20 protein-coding genes and 1 riboswitch are annotated in these 20724 nt (G+C 66.4%); of the genes, 16 read left to right on the top strand and 4 right to left on the bottom strand.

Annotated elements, in window-relative coordinates; genetic code table 11:
* Positions 1-29 precede the first annotated feature (29 nt).
* A complete protein-coding gene (locus AB0H61_RS25530; protein ID WP_357309267.1) occupies positions 30-1205 on the bottom strand; it encodes a lipase family protein in 1176 nt (391 codons plus the stop codon).
* A 348-nt stretch (positions 1206-1553) separates the two neighbouring features.
* On the opposite strand from AB0H61_RS25530, the gene AB0H61_RS25525 reads away from it, so the two are divergent.
* Positions 1554-1790, top strand: coding sequence for a hypothetical protein (locus tag AB0H61_RS25525; protein WP_357308982.1), 237 nt, complete (start codon positions 1554-1556; stop codon positions 1788-1790).
* Positions 1791-1798: 8 nt separating this feature from the next.
* On the opposite strand, the gene AB0H61_RS25520 is transcribed toward AB0H61_RS25525, so the two are convergent.
* Positions 1799-2923 carry a lipase family protein gene (locus tag AB0H61_RS25520; protein ID WP_357309264.1) on the bottom strand — a complete coding sequence of 375 codons (1125 nt, stop codon included), beginning with the start codon at positions 2921-2923 and terminating at the stop codon, positions 1799-1801.
* Positions 2924-3075: 152 nt separating this feature from the next.
* Here AB0H61_RS25520 and AB0H61_RS25515 point away from each other — a divergent pair, with 152 nt between their 5' ends.
* The 3 genes from AB0H61_RS25515 (at position 3076) to AB0H61_RS25505 (ending at position 5219) form a co-directional block, all read left to right on the top strand.
* Positions 3076-3603 carry a DUF2599 domain-containing protein gene (locus AB0H61_RS25515; protein ID WP_357308979.1) on the top strand — a complete coding sequence of 176 codons (528 nt, stop codon included), beginning with the start codon at positions 3076-3078 and terminating at the stop codon, positions 3601-3603.
* A gap of 72 nt (positions 3604-3675) precedes the next feature.
* Positions 3676-4335 carry an NAD(P)H-binding protein gene (locus tag AB0H61_RS25510; protein ID WP_357308976.1) on the top strand — a complete coding sequence of 220 codons (660 nt, stop codon included), beginning with the start codon at positions 3676-3678 and terminating at the stop codon, positions 4333-4335.
* 695 nt (positions 4336-5030) lie between these two features.
* Entirely contained in the window at positions 5031-5219 is a 189-nt protein-coding gene (locus AB0H61_RS25505; protein ID WP_357308973.1) for a hypothetical protein, read from the top strand.
* Positions 5220-5509: 290 nt separating this feature from the next.
* Here AB0H61_RS25505 and AB0H61_RS25500 read toward each other — a convergent pair whose 3' ends face one another.
* Both AB0H61_RS25500 and AB0H61_RS25495 read right to left on the bottom strand, forming a co-directional pair.
* Positions 5510-6397, bottom strand: coding sequence for a helix-turn-helix transcriptional regulator (locus AB0H61_RS25500; protein ID WP_357308970.1), 888 nt, complete (start codon positions 6395-6397; stop codon positions 5510-5512).
* Positions 6398-6486: 89 nt separating this feature from the next.
* A complete protein-coding gene (locus AB0H61_RS25495; protein ID WP_357308967.1) occupies positions 6487-6711 on the bottom strand; it encodes a DUF397 domain-containing protein in 225 nt (74 codons plus the stop codon).
* A 319-nt stretch (positions 6712-7030) separates the two neighbouring features.
* On the opposite strand from AB0H61_RS25495, the gene AB0H61_RS25490 reads away from it, so the two are divergent.
* The 12 genes from AB0H61_RS25490 to AB0H61_RS25435 all read left to right on the top strand — a co-directional run bounded on the left by AB0H61_RS25490 (position 7031) and on the right by AB0H61_RS25435 (position 20713).
* Complete coding sequence (locus AB0H61_RS25490; RefSeq protein ID WP_357308964.1) at positions 7031-7828, top strand: SAM-dependent methyltransferase; 798 nt, start codon at positions 7031-7033, stop codon at positions 7826-7828.
* Positions 7829-8077: 249 nt separating this feature from the next.
* On the top strand, positions 8078-8311 hold the full coding sequence (locus AB0H61_RS25485) for a hypothetical protein (protein WP_357308961.1): 234 nt from the start codon (positions 8078-8080) through the stop codon (positions 8309-8311).
* A gap of 159 nt (positions 8312-8470) precedes the next feature.
* Positions 8471-8650: a hypothetical protein gene (locus AB0H61_RS25480; RefSeq protein WP_357308958.1), complete on the top strand. Its 180-nt coding sequence runs from the start codon at positions 8471-8473 to the stop codon at positions 8648-8650.
* A gap of 722 nt (positions 8651-9372) precedes the next feature.
* Positions 9373-10632: a helix-turn-helix domain-containing protein gene (locus tag AB0H61_RS25475; RefSeq protein WP_357308956.1), complete on the top strand. Its 1260-nt coding sequence runs from the start codon at positions 9373-9375 to the stop codon at positions 10630-10632.
* 78 nt (positions 10633-10710) lie between these two features.
* Positions 10711-11145: a CBS domain-containing protein gene (locus AB0H61_RS25470; RefSeq protein ID WP_357308953.1), complete on the top strand. Its 435-nt coding sequence runs from the start codon at positions 10711-10713 to the stop codon at positions 11143-11145.
* A gap of 152 nt (positions 11146-11297) precedes the next feature.
* Positions 11298-12614: an aminotransferase class V-fold PLP-dependent enzyme gene (locus AB0H61_RS25465; protein WP_357308950.1), complete on the top strand. Its 1317-nt coding sequence runs from the start codon at positions 11298-11300 to the stop codon at positions 12612-12614.
* A complete protein-coding gene (locus AB0H61_RS25460) occupies positions 12611-13885 on the top strand; it encodes a heavy-metal-associated domain-containing protein (RefSeq protein WP_357308947.1) in 1275 nt (424 codons plus the stop codon). Before AB0H61_RS25465 ends, AB0H61_RS25460 begins: the two co-directional genes overlap by 4 nt.
* The gene (locus AB0H61_RS25455; protein WP_357308944.1) at positions 13882-15471 is read left to right on the top strand and encodes a decarboxylase; all 1590 of its coding nucleotides are present in this window, start codon (positions 13882-13884) and stop codon (positions 15469-15471) included. The genes AB0H61_RS25460 and AB0H61_RS25455 overlap by 4 nt, the downstream gene beginning before the upstream one ends.
* A complete protein-coding gene (locus AB0H61_RS25450; RefSeq protein WP_357308941.1) occupies positions 15471-16796 on the top strand; it encodes a pyridoxal-phosphate dependent enzyme in 1326 nt (441 codons plus the stop codon). The genes AB0H61_RS25455 and AB0H61_RS25450 overlap by 1 nt, the downstream gene beginning before the upstream one ends.
* 125 nt (positions 16797-16921) lie before the next feature.
* A complete protein-coding gene (locus AB0H61_RS25445) occupies positions 16922-17545 on the top strand; it encodes a TetR/AcrR family transcriptional regulator (protein ID WP_357308938.1) in 624 nt (207 codons plus the stop codon).
* Between the two features lie 172 nt (positions 17546-17717).
* Complete coding sequence (locus AB0H61_RS25440) at positions 17718-19430, top strand: acyl-CoA dehydrogenase family protein (RefSeq protein WP_357308935.1); 1713 nt, start codon at positions 17718-17720, stop codon at positions 19428-19430.
* A 136-nt stretch (positions 19431-19566) separates the two neighbouring features.
* Positions 19567-19738, top strand: a riboswitch (M-box (ykoK) riboswitch).
* A 255-nt stretch (positions 19739-19993) separates the two neighbouring features.
* A complete protein-coding gene (locus AB0H61_RS25435; RefSeq protein WP_357308932.1) occupies positions 19994-20713 on the top strand; it encodes an MgtC/SapB family protein in 720 nt (239 codons plus the stop codon).
* Positions 20714-20724: the final 11 nt, after the last annotated feature.

Raw genomic sequence — 20724 nt, 5'->3', positions numbered from 1 at the left:
CGCCGGGACCACGCGCCCCGGCGGAACTCTCAGCAGTTGCTCGGTGCGGGTTCCCCGCGGAAGCGTGCGTCGAGCCAGCCCAGCGCCGCCGGAATGCCGAGCACCGCGGCGGTCAGATGGTCCGGCACCGGAATCTGCTCGGTCTGGACCTTCACCCCGGCGCCGCACCAGCGCTTATCGGTATTCACGATGGCATCCACCGGGACCAATCCATCGATCGGCGAATGCCATTCGAAGACCGGAGTTTTCGGCACCCCGTCATAGAGCTCGAGGCTGTTCTCCTCCACCACCGCGCGGGCGGTGCTGTCGTTGATCATGGTGGTGGATTTGGCGAAGTCCAGCGCGCCACGACCGGCGCCCGCGGCGATGATGTCGTTGGTGCAGCTGTTCGCGATCGCGTCCCGCGCGGCCAGGCCGCGATCGTTCAGCTGGTCACTGAGCGGGAACCGTTCGGGATACTCGCGCTCCAGTCCGAGTCCGGCGGCCAGCGCCAGCCCGAAGACCGGATGCGACCCGAGACCGAGCCCCTCCAGCATCTTCACCAGATTCATCGGCACCCCGCCCATCGCGGCGCCCGCGATCTCCAGTTCGGGTGCGTAGCGCGGAGCCAGCGCCGCCGCCCACGCGGTAGCCATGCCGCCGCCGGAGTAGCCGACCATGGCCACCGGGCTCTGCGCGACCTGAAGGTCGGATACCCGCTTGGCCGCGCGGATACCGTCGAGGGTGATCTGTCCGCCCAATTTGGCCGCGCCGTAAGCGAATTGCGGACCGAGGTGATCCGGCAGCGCGACGCTCCAGCCGCGGGCGAGCAGCACATTCCAGCCCGGCGCCTCGCGCACGATCAGATTCGGGTCACCGGTGTAGAGCACCCGAGACACCGAACATTCCGAGCCGAGGCCGTTGATGATGTGCTGGAAGGACAGCAGTGGCCCGTCCTTGCGGTGCGCGCGCGGCGTCAGCACCGTGGTGGTGGCCGCGATCGGCTTGCCCTCGGAATTGGTGGAGCGGAAGCGAATCAGCGTCACGGTGGTCTCCGGGAAGATCACCAGCGGCGGCATGGCTCGCACCCCGAGCACATCGCCCGGCTTCTTGTCCGCCAGATCGGGCGGCGTCGCATAGAACGGATCCGGGTCGGGCGCGGGGTACAGCGGCGCGCTGTGTCCCGCACCTGCCACCGCGAGCACCATCAACAGTCCGAGCGCCATCGCTCCGAGTGCGCGCAGCCCGGTCCTACTGCGCCGCACTCCGCTGTTCAAGCCTGCGGCCTGAATCACGTCTTGCCTCCCCACCTGGGTCCAACGTCGGGATCCATCAAACGCATCGCGGCCGGAGAATGGCAGGCCCACGTGGGAACGTGCTGACAATTCACAAGTTTCGCACAGTGTGGTTGTGGGCGTGCCCCGGCGGGCCTCGTGACTGTCCCCACCGACCCCCTGCCCGTCCTGTGAGATATCAAGCAGGCCATAGAAACATATACCGCACCATGGTGCGCGGCCTACTGTCATCTCTCTACCGAAGCGCGATCGCGCCGGGTTCGGAAGGGAGACGGTGGCATGGACGGCACTGTGACAACGGCGACCCGGCGGGCGCCGGAAATACCGACGCGACGTGTCACCGTCTACTTCGACGGACCGACCCCGGCCGACACCATGGTGCTGGAGTACGCGGCCACCAGCACCGAGGCGTGGGAGTTCACCTCGGCCGCCGTGCATGCCGGGCTGACGGTCACGGTGGACGGCAGAATCCGGCCGGATCTACGCCCGCTGCCGTGCCGCTCGCTCTGGCGCTGAGCGGCTCGTCACGGACGATCCAGTACCCGGCGCAGAAAGTCCACCGCATCCGGATACGCCTGACGCGCCGCGCCGAGGTGGTCCCCGGGATAGACACCGACCTGCAGATCCGCACCGCCCAGCGTCAGTTCGGTGATCAGCTTGACACTCAGCGGCGCGGGCACCTCCAGATCGGCGACGCCCTGCCCGAGGAACAACGGCGCCGAATATCCAGTGGTGGGAATCTCCAACATCGAGCGCACCGCCAGCGCCAATTCCCGGTCCTGGAGCGGCCCGTTCAGCATTTCCCCGATGGAGATGCCGCGTACCAGTTCGTCGGCCTCGGCCACACAGTTCTCCTCGACCACTCGCAACACTTCGCGTCCGGTCGGCGTGAGGTAGCGGTCGACATCGAGCTCCGGCGCGGTGGCCCGCAATCCGGCGACAATCATGGCGAAGTAGGCGGTCGTCACCCGCAGCGGCAACCGTGGCACCCACGGGCCGAGCAGGGGCGCGATCAGCTCGAGATTCGACGGCGTGCCGGTGGCCGCGGCGCCGCGAAAGTCGAGCTCCGGCGCGTCCTCGGATGCGGTCCGCGCGGTGAACAGCGCGGTCTGGCCGCCTTGTGACTGTCCGAGCACCGCCCATCGGACACTCAGCTCCGGGACCACCGTTCGCGCCGCCCGCACCCCGTCGATAACGCTGCGGGCCTGCGACGGGCCGTCCAGGTACGGGTGGGTGCCCGGCGTACCGAGTCCCACGTAGTCCGAGATCACCACTGCGTAGCCCGCCCGCAACAGCCCCGGGTAGACGGTGTCCAGGTAGTAGTCACGGCGCTGCAACGTGAACGCGCAATGATCGGCGATGCCCACGCTGCCGTGCGCGTAGGCGACGATCGGCCACCCGCCCGGCGGCGGTGACCCCGGTGGCAGGTAGATCACGGCGGTGCTGCGCATCGGACCGCGCGGGCCGCGCGACCAGTACGTCATCCGGTATCCCGCGTCGGCCTCCTCGACCCACACCTGGTCCGGCACCGCCGACACGTCGATCACCACACCCGGCGCATCCCCCGGCTGCGCCGCCGCGGGCACCGCCACAGCGACGGTCGCCGCAACCAGCACCCCCATCGCACCCGCGACCATCCGACTCCGCATCACCGACCGACTATCACCAGTTCCGGCCGGCTCGGCAAGACACCACAATCGGTGTCCCGCACCACGCGCGCCTCGCGCGACGCGGGCAGTGACTACGCTCGGTTGGGCGCGTGGGCGACCGCGGGCCGACGACGAACGCGGGAGGATCGACGGTGACATCCATATCGCGAGGACGCGTGCACCGCCGATCGCTGATTGCCCGCACCGCCGCATTGGCCTGCGTGACATTGGTGCCGGTACTGGCCGCGGGCTGCGGATCCGAGGACACCGCAGCCGCTCCGGGTACCGCGGCAACACCCGCGCCGGCCACCACCACCTCGACGACACCGGCCACACCGGTCGCCGTCTTGCCCACGGTGGACCCGTACGCCGATGTGCCCCTCATCGACCACGTGGAGTGGACCGAGGCCGTGGACGGCACGCGATTACTCGTGTACCCGTCCACGGCGGGGCGGCGCACTACCTTTCCCGGCTCCGACGAACGCGCTTGGCAGGAGGTACTCGCACAATCCCCCGATGCCCAGACGCCCGGCATGCGCGACCAGTTCATCTGCCACTGGGAATGGGCCCGGCTGGTGCAACCGAACAAGCCGAGCTGGAATCTCGAGCCCTGGCGGCCCGCGGTCGGATATCAGGCCACGGTTGCGGCCTCGTGCAACCCCGGCGGCCCCGAGCGCTGAACGTCCGCCGGACGACATCGTGATAACGCCGGGCTACCGGATCATCGCACCGTCTACCGAGAGGATCGATCGATGCACATTGTCATTGCGGGCGGCCACGGGAAGATCGCTCTGCTGCTCGCCGAAGCGGCGGCACGGCGCGGCGATACCGTGGAAAGCCTCATACGCAATCCACAGCACGCCGACGAGGTCGCCGCGACCGGCGCCCGTCCTCTCGTCTTCGATCTCGAACAGGCCACCGGCGTAGAGCTGACGGCGCTCGTGAAGGGTTCGGACGCAATCGTTTTCGCCGCGGGTGCGGGGCCGGGCAGCGGTGCGGCGCGCAAGTACACGGTCGACCGGGACGGCTCGGTACTGCTCGCCGAGGCGGCCGAACACGCCGGCGTCCGCAGATTCGTCCAGATCTCCACGATGGGCGCCGGTCAGCCACCCGCCGGGGGAACCGATGAGGTATGGGCCGCCTATATCGATGCCAAAACGCAAGCGGAGGAAGACCTCCGGAGCCGCGCGCTGGACTGGACGATCCTGCGTCCCGGCCGACTGGTGGATACACCGGGCACCGGTCTGGTCACCTTGAGCGCACCCCCGCTGGGCCGCGGCGATATTCCGCGAGCCGATGTGGCCACGGTCATCGCCGAGTTGCTGCACACACCGGAGACCGCGGGCGCCACCCTGGAGCTCATCGCGGGGTCGACCCCGGTGACCGACGCCGTGGCAATGACCGTTAGCTAGAAGGTAACCGAACGCGATGGCGCGCAGCCGTATTGATGCCGGGGCGACGGTGCGGGGGTCACTCGATGTACTGCCGCACCCACCGCACGGGCGCGGCCGGTTCGACATGAATGTCGGTAGCAGGACGCTCCTGGGCGCAGGATTGCACCGCCGACCTGGACCGAACCCCTCGCGCGATCCGTAGTCCCGGTGGCGGCGGGCACCGGCAACGCGGCGACCATGCCGACGCCCGTGATGAAAAGGCCGAGGTACACCCTCTTTCCTTTGCCCTGCTCAGCTGGCAGTCCATGACCGGCGACCGCACACATCGACCACCCTGACCGCGCTCGCGCGTGGGATGGAGCGGATGACCCGACCGAACCGCCCGGTCGGAACGACGCGAACAGCGCCTGGAATCCTGAAAAATGGTTTGTGCGAATGCAATCGATCGTGCAGATGTACTTGCATCTGAAAGCCCAGCCGACCTAAACTCAGTCCCGCAGTGCTTTACAGGGGACAACCAGGGGAGGCCGCGTGAGCGAACCGACGGCCATGTCGCCATGGGTTTGCTGCCGCCAAACGTCAGGGGCGTTCTGATGAACCAACCACTTTCCGGCGGCCGGCTCGGATACGCCGATGCCGCACTGGCCGACCAGCCAGCGAACGGTACAACAACTATGAGCACACCCTCGGCCCGCAGCGGCCACAGGAATACCATGTACTCGCGGGAAACCGCAGTCGCATTCGTCATCGATGCCGTCGAGTCCACCGGTGCGGCCACCAGGAACGATTTCGACATCGACCGGATCGTCTCCACCGCGCACGCGCTGGCCGACGATTGGGATATGAACGCCCTGCAGCCCGCCACGTTCTGGCGTATCGCGTCGAGCTTCATCAAGCAGTAGCCGCGACGCCCCGGCACGCGGGTCCGTCGTCGGCCGCGGCCGTCTTCGGGACGCGCGCCGGACCGCCGTCCAGTGTGCCGGAACTTCCGCATCGCACGGGCGGTGAATTACCCCCTGTCTTGCGAAACCCCCTGTCGCGCCGATTATTCGCCGCATATGTTCCGCTGACGGTGGCCGGGATCCCTCGGGTCTGTCCGTACCAGCCTCATCGCGGCGATGCAGGGCGAAAAGACAACCGGGTGCGTGCCGAACGGATTCGGCGCGCACCCGATTTCGGTAACAGTCTCGGTCTACAGCTCCGCGGCGTATCGCGCGAGCAGCTCGACCGACTTCTCCGGAGGCAGCGCCTGGACGCTCAGCCGGTCCATGACCGACAGATACAGCGCCAGATCCTGCCTGCGATCCAGGTAGAGCGCGCTGGTGAGATGCTCCAAGTACACGATGTCGGGGAGTTCCGGCTCGGCGAAGCGCAGGATGCTGAAGGAACTGCCCGCGGCGGCGTGCTCGCCCGCCGAGTACGGCAGCACCTGAATCGTGACATTGGGTAGGTCGGCGAGCTTGATCAGATGTTCCATCTGTTCGCGATGCACGCGCGGACCGCCGACCGGGCGGTGCACGGCCGCTTCGTCGATGACGGCCCACACGATCGGCGGATCGTTCCGGAACAGCAACTCCTGCCTGCGCTGGCGCACCGCGACGCGGCGATCGGTATCGGCGTCGTCGCTGCCGAGCGCGAGAACGGCCCGGGCGTAGTCCGGGGTCTGTAATAATCCCGGAACCAAATGCGCCTCGTAGGTACGGATCTTGCGCGCCGCCTGCTCCAGCCCCAGATACGTCCCGAACCAGGACGGCAGCAGGTCACTGTAGCGATGCCACCAGCCGGGCTCGTTCGCCTGTCGCGCCAGATCCAGGAACGCCTCACGCTCCGCGGGATCGATGACCCCGTACAGGGTCAGCAGGTCGCGGATATCCCGTTCCTTGAAGCCGGTGCGACCCAACTCGAGGCGGCTGATCTTGGCATGCGAACCACGGATCGCATCTCCCGCGGCCTCTCGGGTGATACTTCGACTCTCCCGGAGTTTGCGTAACTGGCCACCGAGCGCGATCCGAAGCACAGTCGGACCACGTTCGGCGACAACTGATTGCACACGACCGTCGTCATCGGGTTCTGCGATCATGGAGTTCGTCTCCGATACTCGAGGTTGCCCACCAGTGTGTCATACAAGCGACGTCGCGAAACACACCGCACCGACCGCAATGTTACCTTTCAGCTAGTCAAATCGTCGAACTCTCCGGCCTTCGCGCCGCGAACGAACGCGTCGATCTCCGGTCGGGTGTAGAACAGCACACCCCCTTCCGGGTCCCGCGAGTTGCGCACGGCCACAAGACCGTTGGATGCCTCGGCCACTTCGACGCAGTTGCCGCCGTTCGGGCCGCTGAAGGAACTCTTACGCCACGCACTTTCGATCTTGTGCGCAGATGTATCCGACATTTCCCCACTCCTCGATCACGCCAGTGTAGAGATGAGAGTCGCCGGTCTTGCAGATGCACGCTCAAATGTTCTTGCATTTGCACCGGCATGTGGACGATAGCACGAAGTTCACCCTGTCGGGCAACATAATTGGTACCTACCGGTCGGCTTTCTCGAAGGTTCGGGCCCATACGTCGGAAATCAGGTGTTCAGGTCACTGATCCCCGCCGCTTCCCCGGTTCGAATCTTGTACTGTCACAGTGCACATCCGATGTACCAGCCATTCGCGACACCCGTTCGCGGCGTGCCGCAGTACACGCTTGCTGAGGAGCTCACCGCAATGCCCGAAGACCACGCACCGCTCATCCGAACCGATATTCCACATTCAGCCCGAATTTGGAACTACTGGATGGGCGGTAAGGACTACTACGAAATCGATCGGGTCGCCGGTGACGCGGGCGTCGAGGTCGACCCCGACATCACCACGATGGCGGTGCAGTCCCGGCAGTTCCTCATCCGCGCGGTGCGGTTCCTGGCCAGCGAGATCGGTATTCGCCAGTTCCTCGACATCGGTACCGGCCTGCCCACCATGCAGAACACCCACGAGGTGGCGCAGAGCGTGGCGCCCGAATCCAAGATCGTCTACGTCGACAACGATCCGCTGGTGCTCACCCACGCCCGGGCATTGCTGACCAGCACCACACCGGAAGGTGTTACCACCTATATAGATTCGGACTTCCACTTCCCGGAGCAGATCATCTCCGACGCCAGGAACGTGCTCAACTTCAACGAGCCCATCGGCGTCATGTTCATGGGGGTGCTCGGACATGCCAAGACCTACGACGACCTGTTGCGCATCGTGCGTACGGTGATGGACTCCGTCCCGTCGGGCAGCTACCTGGTGATGTGGGATGGCACCGACGACAGCAAGGCCTACGTGACCCTTTGCGAGAACTACACCGGAACCGGTGGCGTTCCCTATGTTCCGCGCCCCCAGGATCAGATCCGGGCCGTCTTCGACGGACTCGAGATGGTCGATCCCGGATTCACCTCCATCACCCAGTGGCGCGCCGCCGATGCCGAGGTCGGCGAGATACGGCCGATCTCGGCATATGGCGCCGTCGCCCGCAAACCCTGAGCGAGGTCCGAGCGAATTTCAGTGGTGCCACGGCGATTTCCGACCGGTAGGTCGGAAATCGCCGTTTTCATACCTTTCGGTTTTATATCTGGCGATTTCCCATACCTGTTGGTCGTTCGTGCAAATGTGCTTGCATCTGTAAGGCACAGACGCATAAACTCGGAGCCGAGAACGGGGAGGTACGCAGGGAGTAGGTACCGGCGTCGCCACATTTCGCCTCCCCCAAGACATATGCGAGGGGCGGTCGCCATGAGCCAGGCATTCCAAGGTCCCCGCCGCGTCGCCGTTGCGGGCGCCGGCATCGAAACCTTGGGGCCCCGAATCGTTCCCGACCGCACTACCACCGACTGTGGCAGCGAGCCCGGTGGGCTCACCTATCGTCGCGCCCGCGAGATCCTGTACCTACACGAGGTACACGGCCCGCAGTGCAGGCAATGGCTGGCGGCGGCGGCCTATCTGTCAGCCGGACTGGACGACGAGTAGCTCCCAAATCACCTAGCACGCATTAATGTTCGTGCGAATGTTCTTGCATCCGTGTCGAACACCGCATTAAGATCGTGCACGATAGATCATGGATTCGCACCCGGGCCCGTGCCGGCATCGCCACACGGGCTTATGTGCGTCAGAGTCCAGAGGCGACGCATGGACCAGCCATTACATCGTTCCCGCAGATTGGGCATCGCCGATGTGGCCGCCGCCTACGGCACCGAGGCGCTGCATCACCGCATCGCCCAGCTGCGAGCCAGGGGACAGCACTATGCCGCCGTGGCGATCGAGCACGAAATCGACGGTGGCGCAGCCCTGGATGGTTACGACGGCTGAGCCCACCGGCGCGGCGCCGTGGTAGATGACGCCGAAACCGACGGGCCGCTGGATCTTTTCCGCGCCGCACCCGAACTTCAGGTACCGGGTCGGTGACCGTGCCGCCCCGTGAGTGCGCGACCACGTCCGCCCGCTCCGCACCCGTGGCGGCGAGCACTTGATCGGCGGAGCCCGCCCTCGGCCGTGCATCGACACCACCGGCCGCGGGCGCCCGGCATCGATGTAGTCGGCCTGCCCGCTTGTTCGGCCTGCCCGCTTGTTCGGCCTGCCGCTTGTTCGGCCTGCCCGCTTGTTCGGCCCACCCCGTGTTCGGCCTGCCGCTTGATCGGCCCCCGCCCCGCTCGGTCGGCACTCGCACCGGCTCGGCGGGCGCACCGGGGGAACCGAGCCCGGCCACCTGTACCGTGGTCCCCACGATCACCACGCCGGACGGAACCCACGGCCGCTTCCGGCCGAATTCGTCATCTTGCGCAAACCTCCCTACACCCACCGTCGGCGTCGAAGCCGCAGGCCACGCTAATGGCGCGCGACATCCGCACCGGGAGAAATCGCAGGGTATGGAGCTTCCCACCATCGCGGCGGGACGCGATTCGAGCTATGCACAACGAGGCGCGGTGCAATCGATCTCACCGAACCCTCGCCATGCTCATAACTGTTTCGTATAGTGATGCAACAATTCGGGCGCAGATCTATTACGCCTGATAGCCACTGGAGCGACACGTATGACCTTCTCCGCGCTGGACCTGTCCACCGATCTCGCCGACTCGGCGCTCGAAATCGGCGGCCAGCCGGCATCGGTGCCCCTACAGAACACCGACCGGGTCGCCTCGCGAATGGTCGGCTACTTCGCCACCTGCATGGCGCCCTGTCGAACGCTGCCCGGCGAGCAACTGCGCGGGGATGTCACCAAGATGACCCGCAGCTGTCTGGCACTAGCCGCCGAAATGTTCGACCGACGTGCGGTTCCGAATGAGGAACGGCTCACCGAGGTCCGCGAGGCGGCCGCCCAATGGGCCAGGGAGGCGGTGCCGCTCGGCACCATCCTGCGCGCCTACCACGAGGGGCTGCGGATCGCGTTCGGCCTGGTCACGGCGCGCGCCAAGGCCGACGACGTGGACGAACTGCTTGTCGCCACCGATCTGATGCTGGAGCTGCTGGAGGCCATCACCGTGGCCGTGTCCGACGCCTATGTCGACGAGCAGCACCTCGTCGCCCGTGAGCACCAGACCGCCAGCCAGACCCTGGCCTCGGCTCTACTCAGCGGCCGCGGCAGTTCGGCGCTGGCGCGGCAGGCGGGCATTCCGATCGCGGAGTCGTATCAGGTGGTGGCGCTGTCGATTCCGGAGCACCCGGACGAGCGCGATCCCCGGGTCGACGCGCATGTCGCCGCGCGCCGCAAACTACGACGACTACAGTCCGGACTCGCGACCGCCTTCGAATCCCGCGCGCTGGCATTGCTTTCCACCAAGGGCGGCACGCTGCTCATCCCCATCGGCGACGAGGGGCCGGTGCTCACCGCCGAGGTGCTCGCGGTGTTGGCCGAGGCCGCCGAGGTGCCGCTGACGGCCACGCTCGTCGCCAGCGATACCGACCAGGTGCCCGAATCCGCCGATCAGGCCCATGAGCTGCTCAATCTTGTGCGGGTCGGCGGTCGCGTCCCCGGTCTCTATGAGATGGCCGACCTGGCGGTGGAGTATCAGCTCACTCGCGGCGGCCCAGCCACCCGCCGCATCGCCACCATCCTGGACCCGCTGGACGCGCATCCCGAGCTCTTCGACACCATGCGCGCGTACCTCGGCAACGATATGAATCGCCAGCTCACCGCGCGTCAGCTGTATGTGCACCCGAACACCGTCGACTACCGGCTGCGCCGCATCGCCCAGCTCACCACCATCGACCTGGCCACCTCGGCGGGCATCTCACAGGCGGCCATCGCGTTGCTCGCCCGCGACCTCGATCGCAGCGTCGCCCGCCGCTTGTGAGGGTTGTTTCGAATTCGTGCTGGTCACCACGCGAATAACGCGGGATCCTGGAACCCCGTGCCCCTGGATGGTGTAAATATGCGAATCGCGGAGATCTTGCGTAGGAAGGGCAGCGACGTCGCGACCGTCACGCCCGAGACTACGGTGCGCAGCCTGCTCGATACCCTTGCCGTCAAGAACATCGGAGCGGTGGTGGTCTCGCCCGACGGAGTGACGATCGTCGGCATCGTCTCCGAGCGAGACGTGGTCCGCAGCCTGCATCAGCACGGCGCGGCCCTGCTCGATATCCCGGTCTCGGCGATCATGACCGCCGATGTGCGCACCTGCGCCCCCGACGACCGCGTCGACGGGCTGCGCAACACCATGACCGAGCACCGCATCCGGCACCTGCCGGTGGTGGAAGACGGCCGGATGATCGGAATCGTCAGCATCGGCGATGTGGTGAAGAGCGCCATCTCCGAACTCGCCACCGAACGCCAGCACCTGGTCGAGTACTTGCAGGGCAGGTACTGAGACCAGCCTCGATTCAGCCGGTCGATGCGCGGACAGCGGCGGCATGACATGCCGCCGCGGCATGAAAGACGTTGTCCACGTGAAACCTTCGAAGATTCCGAAAAGTGCGTATCGTTGGTGACGTCCATCGCATCCTGCGGAGGGAGCGTCATTTGCGGTCACCTGCGCCCGGGTCGGGTGTCGCCCGGCCGTCGGCCACGCGGCTACCGCCGCCGGGCGCGCGGCCCACGACTCCCCCGGAGCCCATGCGCGCCATGGTCCGCGCGATGTTCCCGGCGCTGGCCGAATCGAATGTGGTGTACCTCGACAGCGCGGCCACCACCCAGAAGCCGCTACCGGTGATCGAGACCGTCCATCGCTATCACGCGTCTCGGACCGCCAACGCCGGCCGCGGCACGTATCCGTGGGCGACCGGTCTCAGCACCCAGCTCACGCGGGTCCGCGACCGTACCGCGACATTCATCGGGGCCGCGCACCCGGACGAAGTGGTCTTCACCGCGGGCGCCACCGCCGCGCTGAATGCCGTCGCCCTGTCATGGGGGCTGGCCGCGCTCACCGACGGTGACCAGATCCTCTACAACCCTCGCGACCACGCTTCCAATGTCTACCCGTGGCACCACCTGCGTCAGCTGCTCGAGCGGTTCGGCCGCCACATCGAGCTGGTGCCCTACCGGATCACCGACGCCGGCGAGGCCGATACCGCCGATATTTTCGCCAAGATCACCCCGCGCACCCGGCTCATCACCACCAGTCATGTGCACCATGTCTTCGGTGGCCGCACCACCCTGGAGGAGTTGCGAGGCCGGATCGATCCCGCGATCCTGCTGTGTTTCGACTGTAGTCAGAGCGGCGGGCACCTCCCGGTCGATGTCACCGAGCTCGGCGCCGATTTCGCGATCTTCGCCGCGCACAAGATGTTCGGCGCGCCCGGCACCGGAATCCTCTACTGCCATCGGCGAATGCATGATCGGCTGCTCCCCTTCCTACCCGGCGGCAATACCGGGGTGCGGCTGACCGAAACCGGTTTGACGGCCACCGGCATGCCGGATCTGCTGGAGGGCGGCACGTACAACATTCCCGGAATTCTCGCGCTCGGCAGCGCGCTCGAGGTGTTGGAGTCGTTCGACCTCGGGGTGATCGCGGCGCACAATCGTGAGCTCACGCTGCATCTCATCGACGGGTTGAGGCAGGTGCCCGGATTGGACTTCCTGCCGGGTCCCGCGCACGCGTCGTGCGCCGTGGGCTACGGCATCCTCTCCTTCACCCTGGCCGGAATATCGGCCGCGGATGTGGGTTTCGTGTTGAGCGAACTCGGTTTCCTGGTCCGCACCGGCCTGCACTGCACCTCGTCGAACGGGGACGCCGAGGACCTCGACTCGGTGCGTGTCAGCACCCATATCTACAACACCGTCGAGGAGATCGATCGGTTCATCCAGTGCGTCATGACGATTGCCGAGGAGGTTTCGTGACCGAGCGCAGCGACAATCCGCGCTACGACCGGAGAGCCGCATCCCGGGTCCTGGCAGGACTAGCCCACCCCGGGCTGTTCGAGGGTCCGCTCGTCGCGCCCGAGCCGCGCCGCATCGAGTTCACCTGCACCGCACTGCGTACCGAGCCCAATAGTCATCTCACCTATTCGCAGCGGCTCTACCTGGACCGATTCATGCGTCCCTGCCTCCCCTATCAGGTCACCAGTGCGACGCACCGGATCGCCTGGACCGACAGCGACGGTATTCCCAATACCGGCCACTACCGCGCCGACGGCCTCGGGCCGATCGTTCCGATCGCCATGCGCGAGGCCGTGCTGGTGCTCTGGCACGCGCTCAACGCGAATACCACACTGGCCCAGCGCATCGCCGCACTCGGCCCGCGCGAGCACGCGGTACTCGACGGCACCACCACCGATCACGAACCCTTGGAGATCTTCCGGGTCGGCATCGAGGCGACGGGCCGCGCGCTGGCCCAGCACGCCCTGCTGGCCCGTCAGACTCCTTACCGCAGCGCCGCCGAATTCGCCAGGGGCATCCACGGTTCCGGCCTCTTCGCGGCGGTGGCCACCCGCTGGTACTGGGAATTACAGGCCTCCACCTACCGGCGTGGCATGATCCCGGTGACGCTGGCGACCCAGCCCGACGGGACCGTGCGCTATACCGCCGAGACAGTGGCGACGCTGCGCGCGATGAAGGACACCACCATCGCCGATGCGCATACCGTCATGCGCCGGGCAACCAGAGTCGAGGGGCTCAGCGTCGCCGACGCCATCGCCAAGTACCACGACGACCTCGATCTGATCTCCCGCCAATACGCGCTGTTGCCGTCGGGGACGCGCCCGGCCTGCCTGGCCGCCACGCCGCATCAGCTCGACGGCGCGCATTACAGCATCCTGCCGGTAGTGGTCGATCGTTTCGTCACTGTCTTCGCCGAGATCGCGGCGCGCTGTGAGATCGCCGAGGTCGCCGTGGAATTGGACGAAGCGACCGCCGACGGACCCGCCACCGCCGAGGACCGGGTGTTCTACGTGCCCGATATGACGTGCAGGCACTGCGTAGGAACCATTACCGGGGTGCTGGAGTCGATGGATGTCGAGGTCGCCGAGATCGACCTGATCAGCAAGCGGGTGGTGGCCGAATTCCGCAGTCCGCGCAATCGGGTCCGCGCGTTCGAGGCGATCCGGGACGGCGGCTACAACCCGGTGGCGGACCGCCCGCAGACCGCGCAACCGTCGGAATCCGCGGTATGACGGCGCCGCTTCCGGCGCTACCCGCGAAGATCCACCCGCTGGTACGCGACTTCCTCGATTCCCGTGACGCCGTCGAAGACACCCTGGTCCGCTTCGGTTCGCCGGTGCACCTGGTGTTTCCGCAGGTCTACGCCGAGAACCTGAAGCGCATGCGCGCCGTGCTGGAGAAACGGATACCACAGCACCGGATCTGCTACGCGCACAAGGTGAATCAGTCCCGCGCCTTCGTCCGCACCGCGGAGCATGCCGGGATCGCGATCGATGTCGCCTCCCCGCAGGAGCTGGCCAGCGCCATCGGCGCCGGATTCGGGCCGATGCGGATCGAGGTGACCGGGCCGAAGGGTGATGTGTTCCTGCGCGATCTGATCGATTGCGGCGCCACCATCAATGTCGACAATTTGTGGGAGTTGCGCCGGATCGCCGAACTCGCCGGCGATCGTGCCAAAGTCCCCGTACTGCTGCGGGTCTCGGGTTTCGACGGGACGCCGATGAGCCGGTTCGGGGTGCCGATCGGGCATATGGATCGCGCCTTCGACATTCTGTCGGCCCATCGCGGCCGAATCGCATTCCTCGGCTTCGCCTTTCACATCGACTCCGGCGAGCCCGCCGAGCGCGTCCGGGCCATCGACGCCTGTCTGAATCTGGTCGAACAGGCCTACAGTCACCACCTCGCGCCGACGGTGCTGAATATCGGTGGTGGGTTCCGGCAGGTGTTCACCGCCGACGCGGATCGGTTCGACGGATATGTGCGCTCACTGCGGGAGGCGCTGCTCGGCCGCGGTGAGTCGATGAGTTGGGCGAACAACACCTTCGGCTACCACATCGAGGGTGGCGCGGTGCACGGCACGCCCGTCTTCCACAAGTACGCCAATACGATTCCGGCGACCAGGATGCTGGACGATCTGCTCACCGCACCCCTGGAGCGTCACGGCGGTCGCACCGTCGCGCAGGTCGCCGGGGACAATCTGCTGACCGTGTGGCTGGAACCGGGCAAGGCGCTGGTCGACCACGCGGGGGTTACCGTGGCCAGAGTGGTGTTCGTCAAGGAGCTCGCCGACGGGACGGTACTGGTGAATGTCGACCTCAGCCGGGATTCGGTGACACCCGCCGACCAGGAGGTGATGGTCGATCCGATCGTGCTGCCCAGCGCCGCGCACGAATCCGCCGCACTGCCGGTCGAATTCGGTGATGGCACGGTGCGACCGCTGCGGTCAGCGGCCGATACCGCGCCCGCGCTGCGCCCGGCTGCCGAGACCGGTCCGGTCGGCGTGTATTTCGCCGGGCACCTGTGCCTGGAGCGAGATCTGATCACCAATCACAAGGTGTGGTTGGCGCGCTGCCCGCGGCCGGGCGATCTGGTGGTGTTCCCGAATACCGCCGCCTACCACATGGATCTGTCGGCCGCCTCGGCCTCCATGCACCCGGTGCCCGCGAAACTGGCTGTCGCACACCGGGCGGGCAGTTTCCAGGTATGCCGGGATATCGACTACGAGCCGCATATTCCGGTCGGGCTCCCACCGAGAGGCACTCCCCCCCGCGGCCCGCGGCGTCCGCAGGCTCCCCGCCGTTCCACCGGGGCGCCGTAATGCGCTACGACCACATCACCGAATTGATCGGCAACACCCCGCTGCTGCGCCTCGACCCCGCCGTACACGGGCTCGACAAGGTCGAGCTGTACGCGAAACTGGAGTCCTACAACCCGTTCGGCTCGGTCAAGGACCGGGTGGCGTGGGGCATGATCCGCGACGAACTCGACGAGATCGGCGCGGCCGGACAGACCCTCATCGAGGCCTCGAGCGGCAATACCGCGAAGGCGCTGCGAATCCTCGGCGCGCTGCACGGCATCGGGCTGCGCGCGGTGACCAACCGCATCAAGGTGGCCGAGGTACGCGACCTGTTGCAGTTGCTCGGCACCGAAATCGTGGAATTGCCCGGCCTTTCCGAATGTCCGGATCCGACCACCCCCAATGACGTGTACTCGGTGATCGAATCGACCATGGCCAAAGAGCCGGGCGCGTACCACCATCCGTCGCAGTACACCAACGAGAAGAATATCGAGGCCCACAGCGAGGGCACCGGCCGCGAGATCCATGAGGATCTGTCCGCCGATGGCGGCACCCGGGTCGACTATCTGATCGGCGGGCTCGGGACCACCGGTTCGACCCGTGGGGCGGCCACCTATCTGCGCAAATACAATCCCGAAATGCGCACCATCGCCGTCGTTTCGGAGCGGTCGGACTTCATTCCCGGTATCCGCTCCGAAACCGAGATGTGGGACGTGGGCCTGTTCCAGCCCGATTTCTACGATCGGATCGTCACCGTGGAGTCCGGGGCCGCCGTGGACGCCACCCTCCGGCTTGCCACCGGCTACGGCATCCTGGCCGGACCCACCAGTGGGGCGGCCTACGCGGCCGCGCTGGAAACGCTGGGGGCGCTGGATCTTTCGACGGCCACCACCGATCCGGTGGTGGCCGTCGTCATCGTGTGCGACCGACTCGAACCCTATCTGTCCTACATCAAGAAGCGCAGGCCGGAGCTGTTCGGCCGAACCGACCACCGCCGGAATCCGACCACAGCGGAACTCGATGCGACACCGACGCTGTCACCGATCGACCTGACACGGCTGGAGCTCACGGGTCGCCCGGTCATCATCGATACCCGCGGCGCCATGGCCTATCGGATCGGACATGTGCCCGGCGCGCTGAATATCCGCGACGATCAACTCGACGACATGCTCGTGCAGGGGATGCCATTCCCCCGTTCGCGCCCGGTGGTTTTCGTCTGCCCGGTGGGCGAGGTGTCGTTGCGCTTCGCGGCCTTGGCGCAACGTGCCGGCTACGACGCGGCAAGCCTGGAGGGTGGGATCATCGCCTGGCGCGATGCCGGTCTGCCGATGGAAAGCGGCACATAACCGGTTCGCGGCGACCTCCCCGGTTCGACTGCCCGGTGCCGTCACGGCCTCGGCGAGGGACGGCCCGCACACACTCGGCCGGTGGTGGTGCGGGTTCGCGCGCTGCGGCGCATTAGTGTGGGACGGTGCAGACAGGCCAGGAATCAGAGGACGCCGGTCCCCGCATCTGGGGCGGGACGACGCTCACCGAGCGCCGCGAGGCTCGCCGCACCGCGCTGCTGGAGGCCGCGCTGGATCTGATCGGGGAGGCCGGTGCCGCCGGCGTCACCATGCGCGCGGTGTGCAGGCGGGCCAATCTCACGGACCGCTATTTCTATGAGAGCTTCGGCAGCCGTGACGAACTACTCGACGTGCTGTACCGGGAGGTGGCGGCCGAATTCCTGGATCCGATGACGGCGTTCGCGGTCGCCGACGATCCGAGCCGGGACCACACGCTCTCGGAGGTACTGGTCGACAAGGTGCTCGAGGATCCGCGCAAGTCCCGGTTGTTCCTGGTGGAGCCGTATTCGAGCACCGGGCTCGGCCAGACCACCATCGCGGTGATGCCCGCCTTCACTCGGCTCATCCAGGATCACCTGTTCGCGCATATCGAGGATCCGGTCCGGCGCAGGCTGGCCGCGGTGACCATGGCCAGCGGCAATGCGGGCATGTTCTCCGCATGGCTGAACGGGTCACTGCGCGCCACCCGGGAACAGATCATCGATCACTGCGTCGCGACCATCACGGCCTACCGCGCGATCTACCGCTAGAACGAGCGCCGAGCCTCCTGAACGGCCCGCCCACCTCCGAACGAGGTGGGCGGGCCTTCGTCGTTGTCCGGCGGGGAGGCGACCCGCAGGCATTTGACGGCAGGTGCCATCACTTCTAAATTGATGGCATACGCCTTCACATGCGAGCCGTTCCACGAAAGGCAGTGCCGCCATGCCGCTGTTCAACCCGAAGACCGAAACCTTCGCGGAGTTCGACCCCAAGACCCGAGAACTGCTGACGGCGCTCGTCGGCTTCTTCGAGGGCAAGGGCAAGCGGGCGCTCACCGCGGACGCGCACCGCGCCGAGTGGTACGACGACTGGATGGGCTTCCTGGCGGAATCCCGAATCCTGGCCTATATGGCGACGCCGAAGGCCCATGCGGGCGGCGATCCGGATAAGCGCTGGGATACCGCGTTCATCTCCAAGTTCAACGAGATCACCGGCTTCTACGGCTCGCAGTACTGGTACGCCTGGGGCGTCTCGACGCTGGGCCTGGCCACGATCTGGCAGAGCAACAACGGCAAGGCGCACGCCAGGGCGGCCGAAGAGCTCGATCGCGGCGGGATCATCGCCTTCGGCCTCTCCGAGAAGGATCACGGCGCCGATATCTATGCCACCGACATGCTGCTGACCCCGGACGGCGCCGGCGGATTCACCGCCACCGGCGGCAAGTACTACATCGGCAACGGCAATGTCGCGCGGATCGTGCCGACCATCGGACGGCGCACCGATATCGAGGGGCCGGACGCCTACGTCTGGTTCATCGCCGACAGCGAACATCCGAACTATGTCCTGGTCGATAATGTCATCCACGGCCAGAACTACGTCAGCGCCTACGATTTGGCGAACTATCCGGTCGCCGCCGACGACGTCCTGCACACCGGACGAAAGGCCTTCGACGTCGCGCTCGCGGCGGTCAACTGCGGCAAGTTCAATATCGGCATGGTGGCGCTCGGCATCGTGCAGCACTGCTTCTACGAGACCATCAACCAGGCCTCGTCCAAAATTCTCTTCGGCCATCCCGTCACCGAGTTCGGCCAGGTCCGGCAGATCCTGTCCGACAACTACATTCGCATGACGGCGATGAAGCTCTACCACGAACGGGCCATCGACTACATGCGCAGCTCCACGCCCGAGGACCGGCGCTTCGTGATGTTCAACTCGATCGGGAAAATGAAGGTGACCAGGGAGGGCGAGCGGGTGTTCCGCGAGCTCTCGGATGTCATCTCGGCCAGGGGTTTCGAGAAGGACAGCTACTTCGCGGTGGCGCGCGGAACCATCGATTCGATGCCGCGACTGGAGGGCACCGCACATGTGAATATGGCGCTGACGCTGAAGTTCATGCCGAGCTTCCTGTACAACGCCACCGAGCTGCCACCGGTCCCGGTGCGCCGCGATCCCGGCGACGACGAAGCGCTGTTCCGCCAGCCCGGCGCGGCGGGATTGGGCAAGGTGCGATTCAACGACTGGCGTTCCGCATTCGCGGAATACCGGCACCTGCCGAATGTCGCGCTGTTCCTGACCCAAGCCGAGAGCTTCGTACGATTCCCGGTGCAGGCGCCGCCGACCGAGGCGCAACAGAAGGATCTGGACTACCAGCTGGCGGTGGGCGAGTTGTTCACCCTGCTCCCCTACGGCCAGCTCATTCTGGAACAGGCGAAGATCGCGGGGACCTCGGAGGATATCGTCGACTCGATCTTCGAGGTGTTCGTGCGAGACTTCTCGATGTATGCGCTCGGCGTCTTCTCGAAGTCTTCTTCGACTCAGGCGCAACAGGATTGGGCGCTCAGCGCGCTGCACAAGCCGGTCGCCGACACGCAGCGGTCGGACCGGATCTACGACGAGGTGCTGAGCTATGCCGGCACCTACGAAATGAATCCCTGACCCGCATACCGGTTTCGGCCGAGAGCCGCTGTCTACGGATGGCGGCTCTGCGCCGTTTCGGGCATACGGTGCGGCGTGCGCCCGATCACACCCGGGTTGCCAATACTTCCGGACGGGTGTTTACTGGCCAACGCAAGGTGCCGATCGTTCGCTGAGGCTCCTTCACGGATACAGGCCAGCGACCCCGAACGTCGAGAGACGCCCCGGGTCAGGACAGGTCTCCCCGGCCTAAGGGGTGACCCCGATTGGCTCCCGGCACCCGTCGGGTTACGCCGTGAAGTGCCAAAGGTCTTACGAGGAAAGGTCCGGACCGGCAAATACTGGGAAAATGCCACAGTGCCGGGTTCCTCAACCGTGCATCTGCGACGAATTACGTCCGCGCCCGGCCGTGCCGCGCGCGCCGATGCAGCCGAGGGAGGTGAGCCGGATGCCCGGCGGAGACACTAGGACAACCCTGTTTGCCAATAATTCACCCGGCGACACCGCGGGAGCCGATCACGGAGCGGGACGACACCCGTAATCTGCGGTTCGATGGTGCGCTCAGCCATGTCAGGGAGTGCGTGATGTCAACGGTAGAAGTGATCCTGCGGCTGCTGACCGGCGTCGGCCTCGGCGCGATGGTCGGCTTCGAACGCCAATACCGGGCGCGGATGGCCGGCCTGCGCACCAATGCGCTCGTCGCCGCCGGTGCGACGCTGTTCGTACTGCTCTCGGCCAACGGATTCGAGGGCAATACCGCGGATCCGACGCGGGTCGCGGCGCAGATCGTCTCCGGCATCGGATTCCTCGGCGCGGGCGTCATCATTCGCGACGGACTCAACGTCCGCGGCCTCAATACCGCTGCGACACTGTGGTGTTCGGCCGCGATCGGCGCCCTGGCCGGGGCGGGCATGTACACCACCGCGCTGGCGGGCACGGTCGCCGTGGTCGTGGTCAATATCGCGCTGCGGGCCGCCGGGCGCGCGGTGGACCGCAGGCCCGAATCGGTCGACGAGCAGCCCGCCGCCTACGCCTTCAGCGCCGTCACCAATGACGCGAACGAGGCACACGTGCGGGCGCTTCTGGTGCAGTCGTTGACCCGCACCGACTTCCGGCTGGTGTCGGTCTCGAGCGCCAATACCGAGCACCCGGGCCGGGTCGAGGTGCGCGCCGAACTCGTCGGCGATCAGCGCGACGACCGGCAGATGGAGTCCGCCGTGAGCCGGCTGAGCCTGGAACCATCGGTGACCAGCGTCGGCTGGCACACCACGATCGATGAGACGGTAGGCGGAGCGCGGGCATGACCTCGCCGCGC

Origin of the sequence: Nocardia sp. NPDC050710, assembly GCF_040654375.1 — a bacterium.
GTDB lineage: Bacteria > Actinomycetota > Actinomycetes > Mycobacteriales > Mycobacteriaceae > Nocardia.
This window is presented reverse-complemented; position numbering and strand designations above follow the sequence as displayed.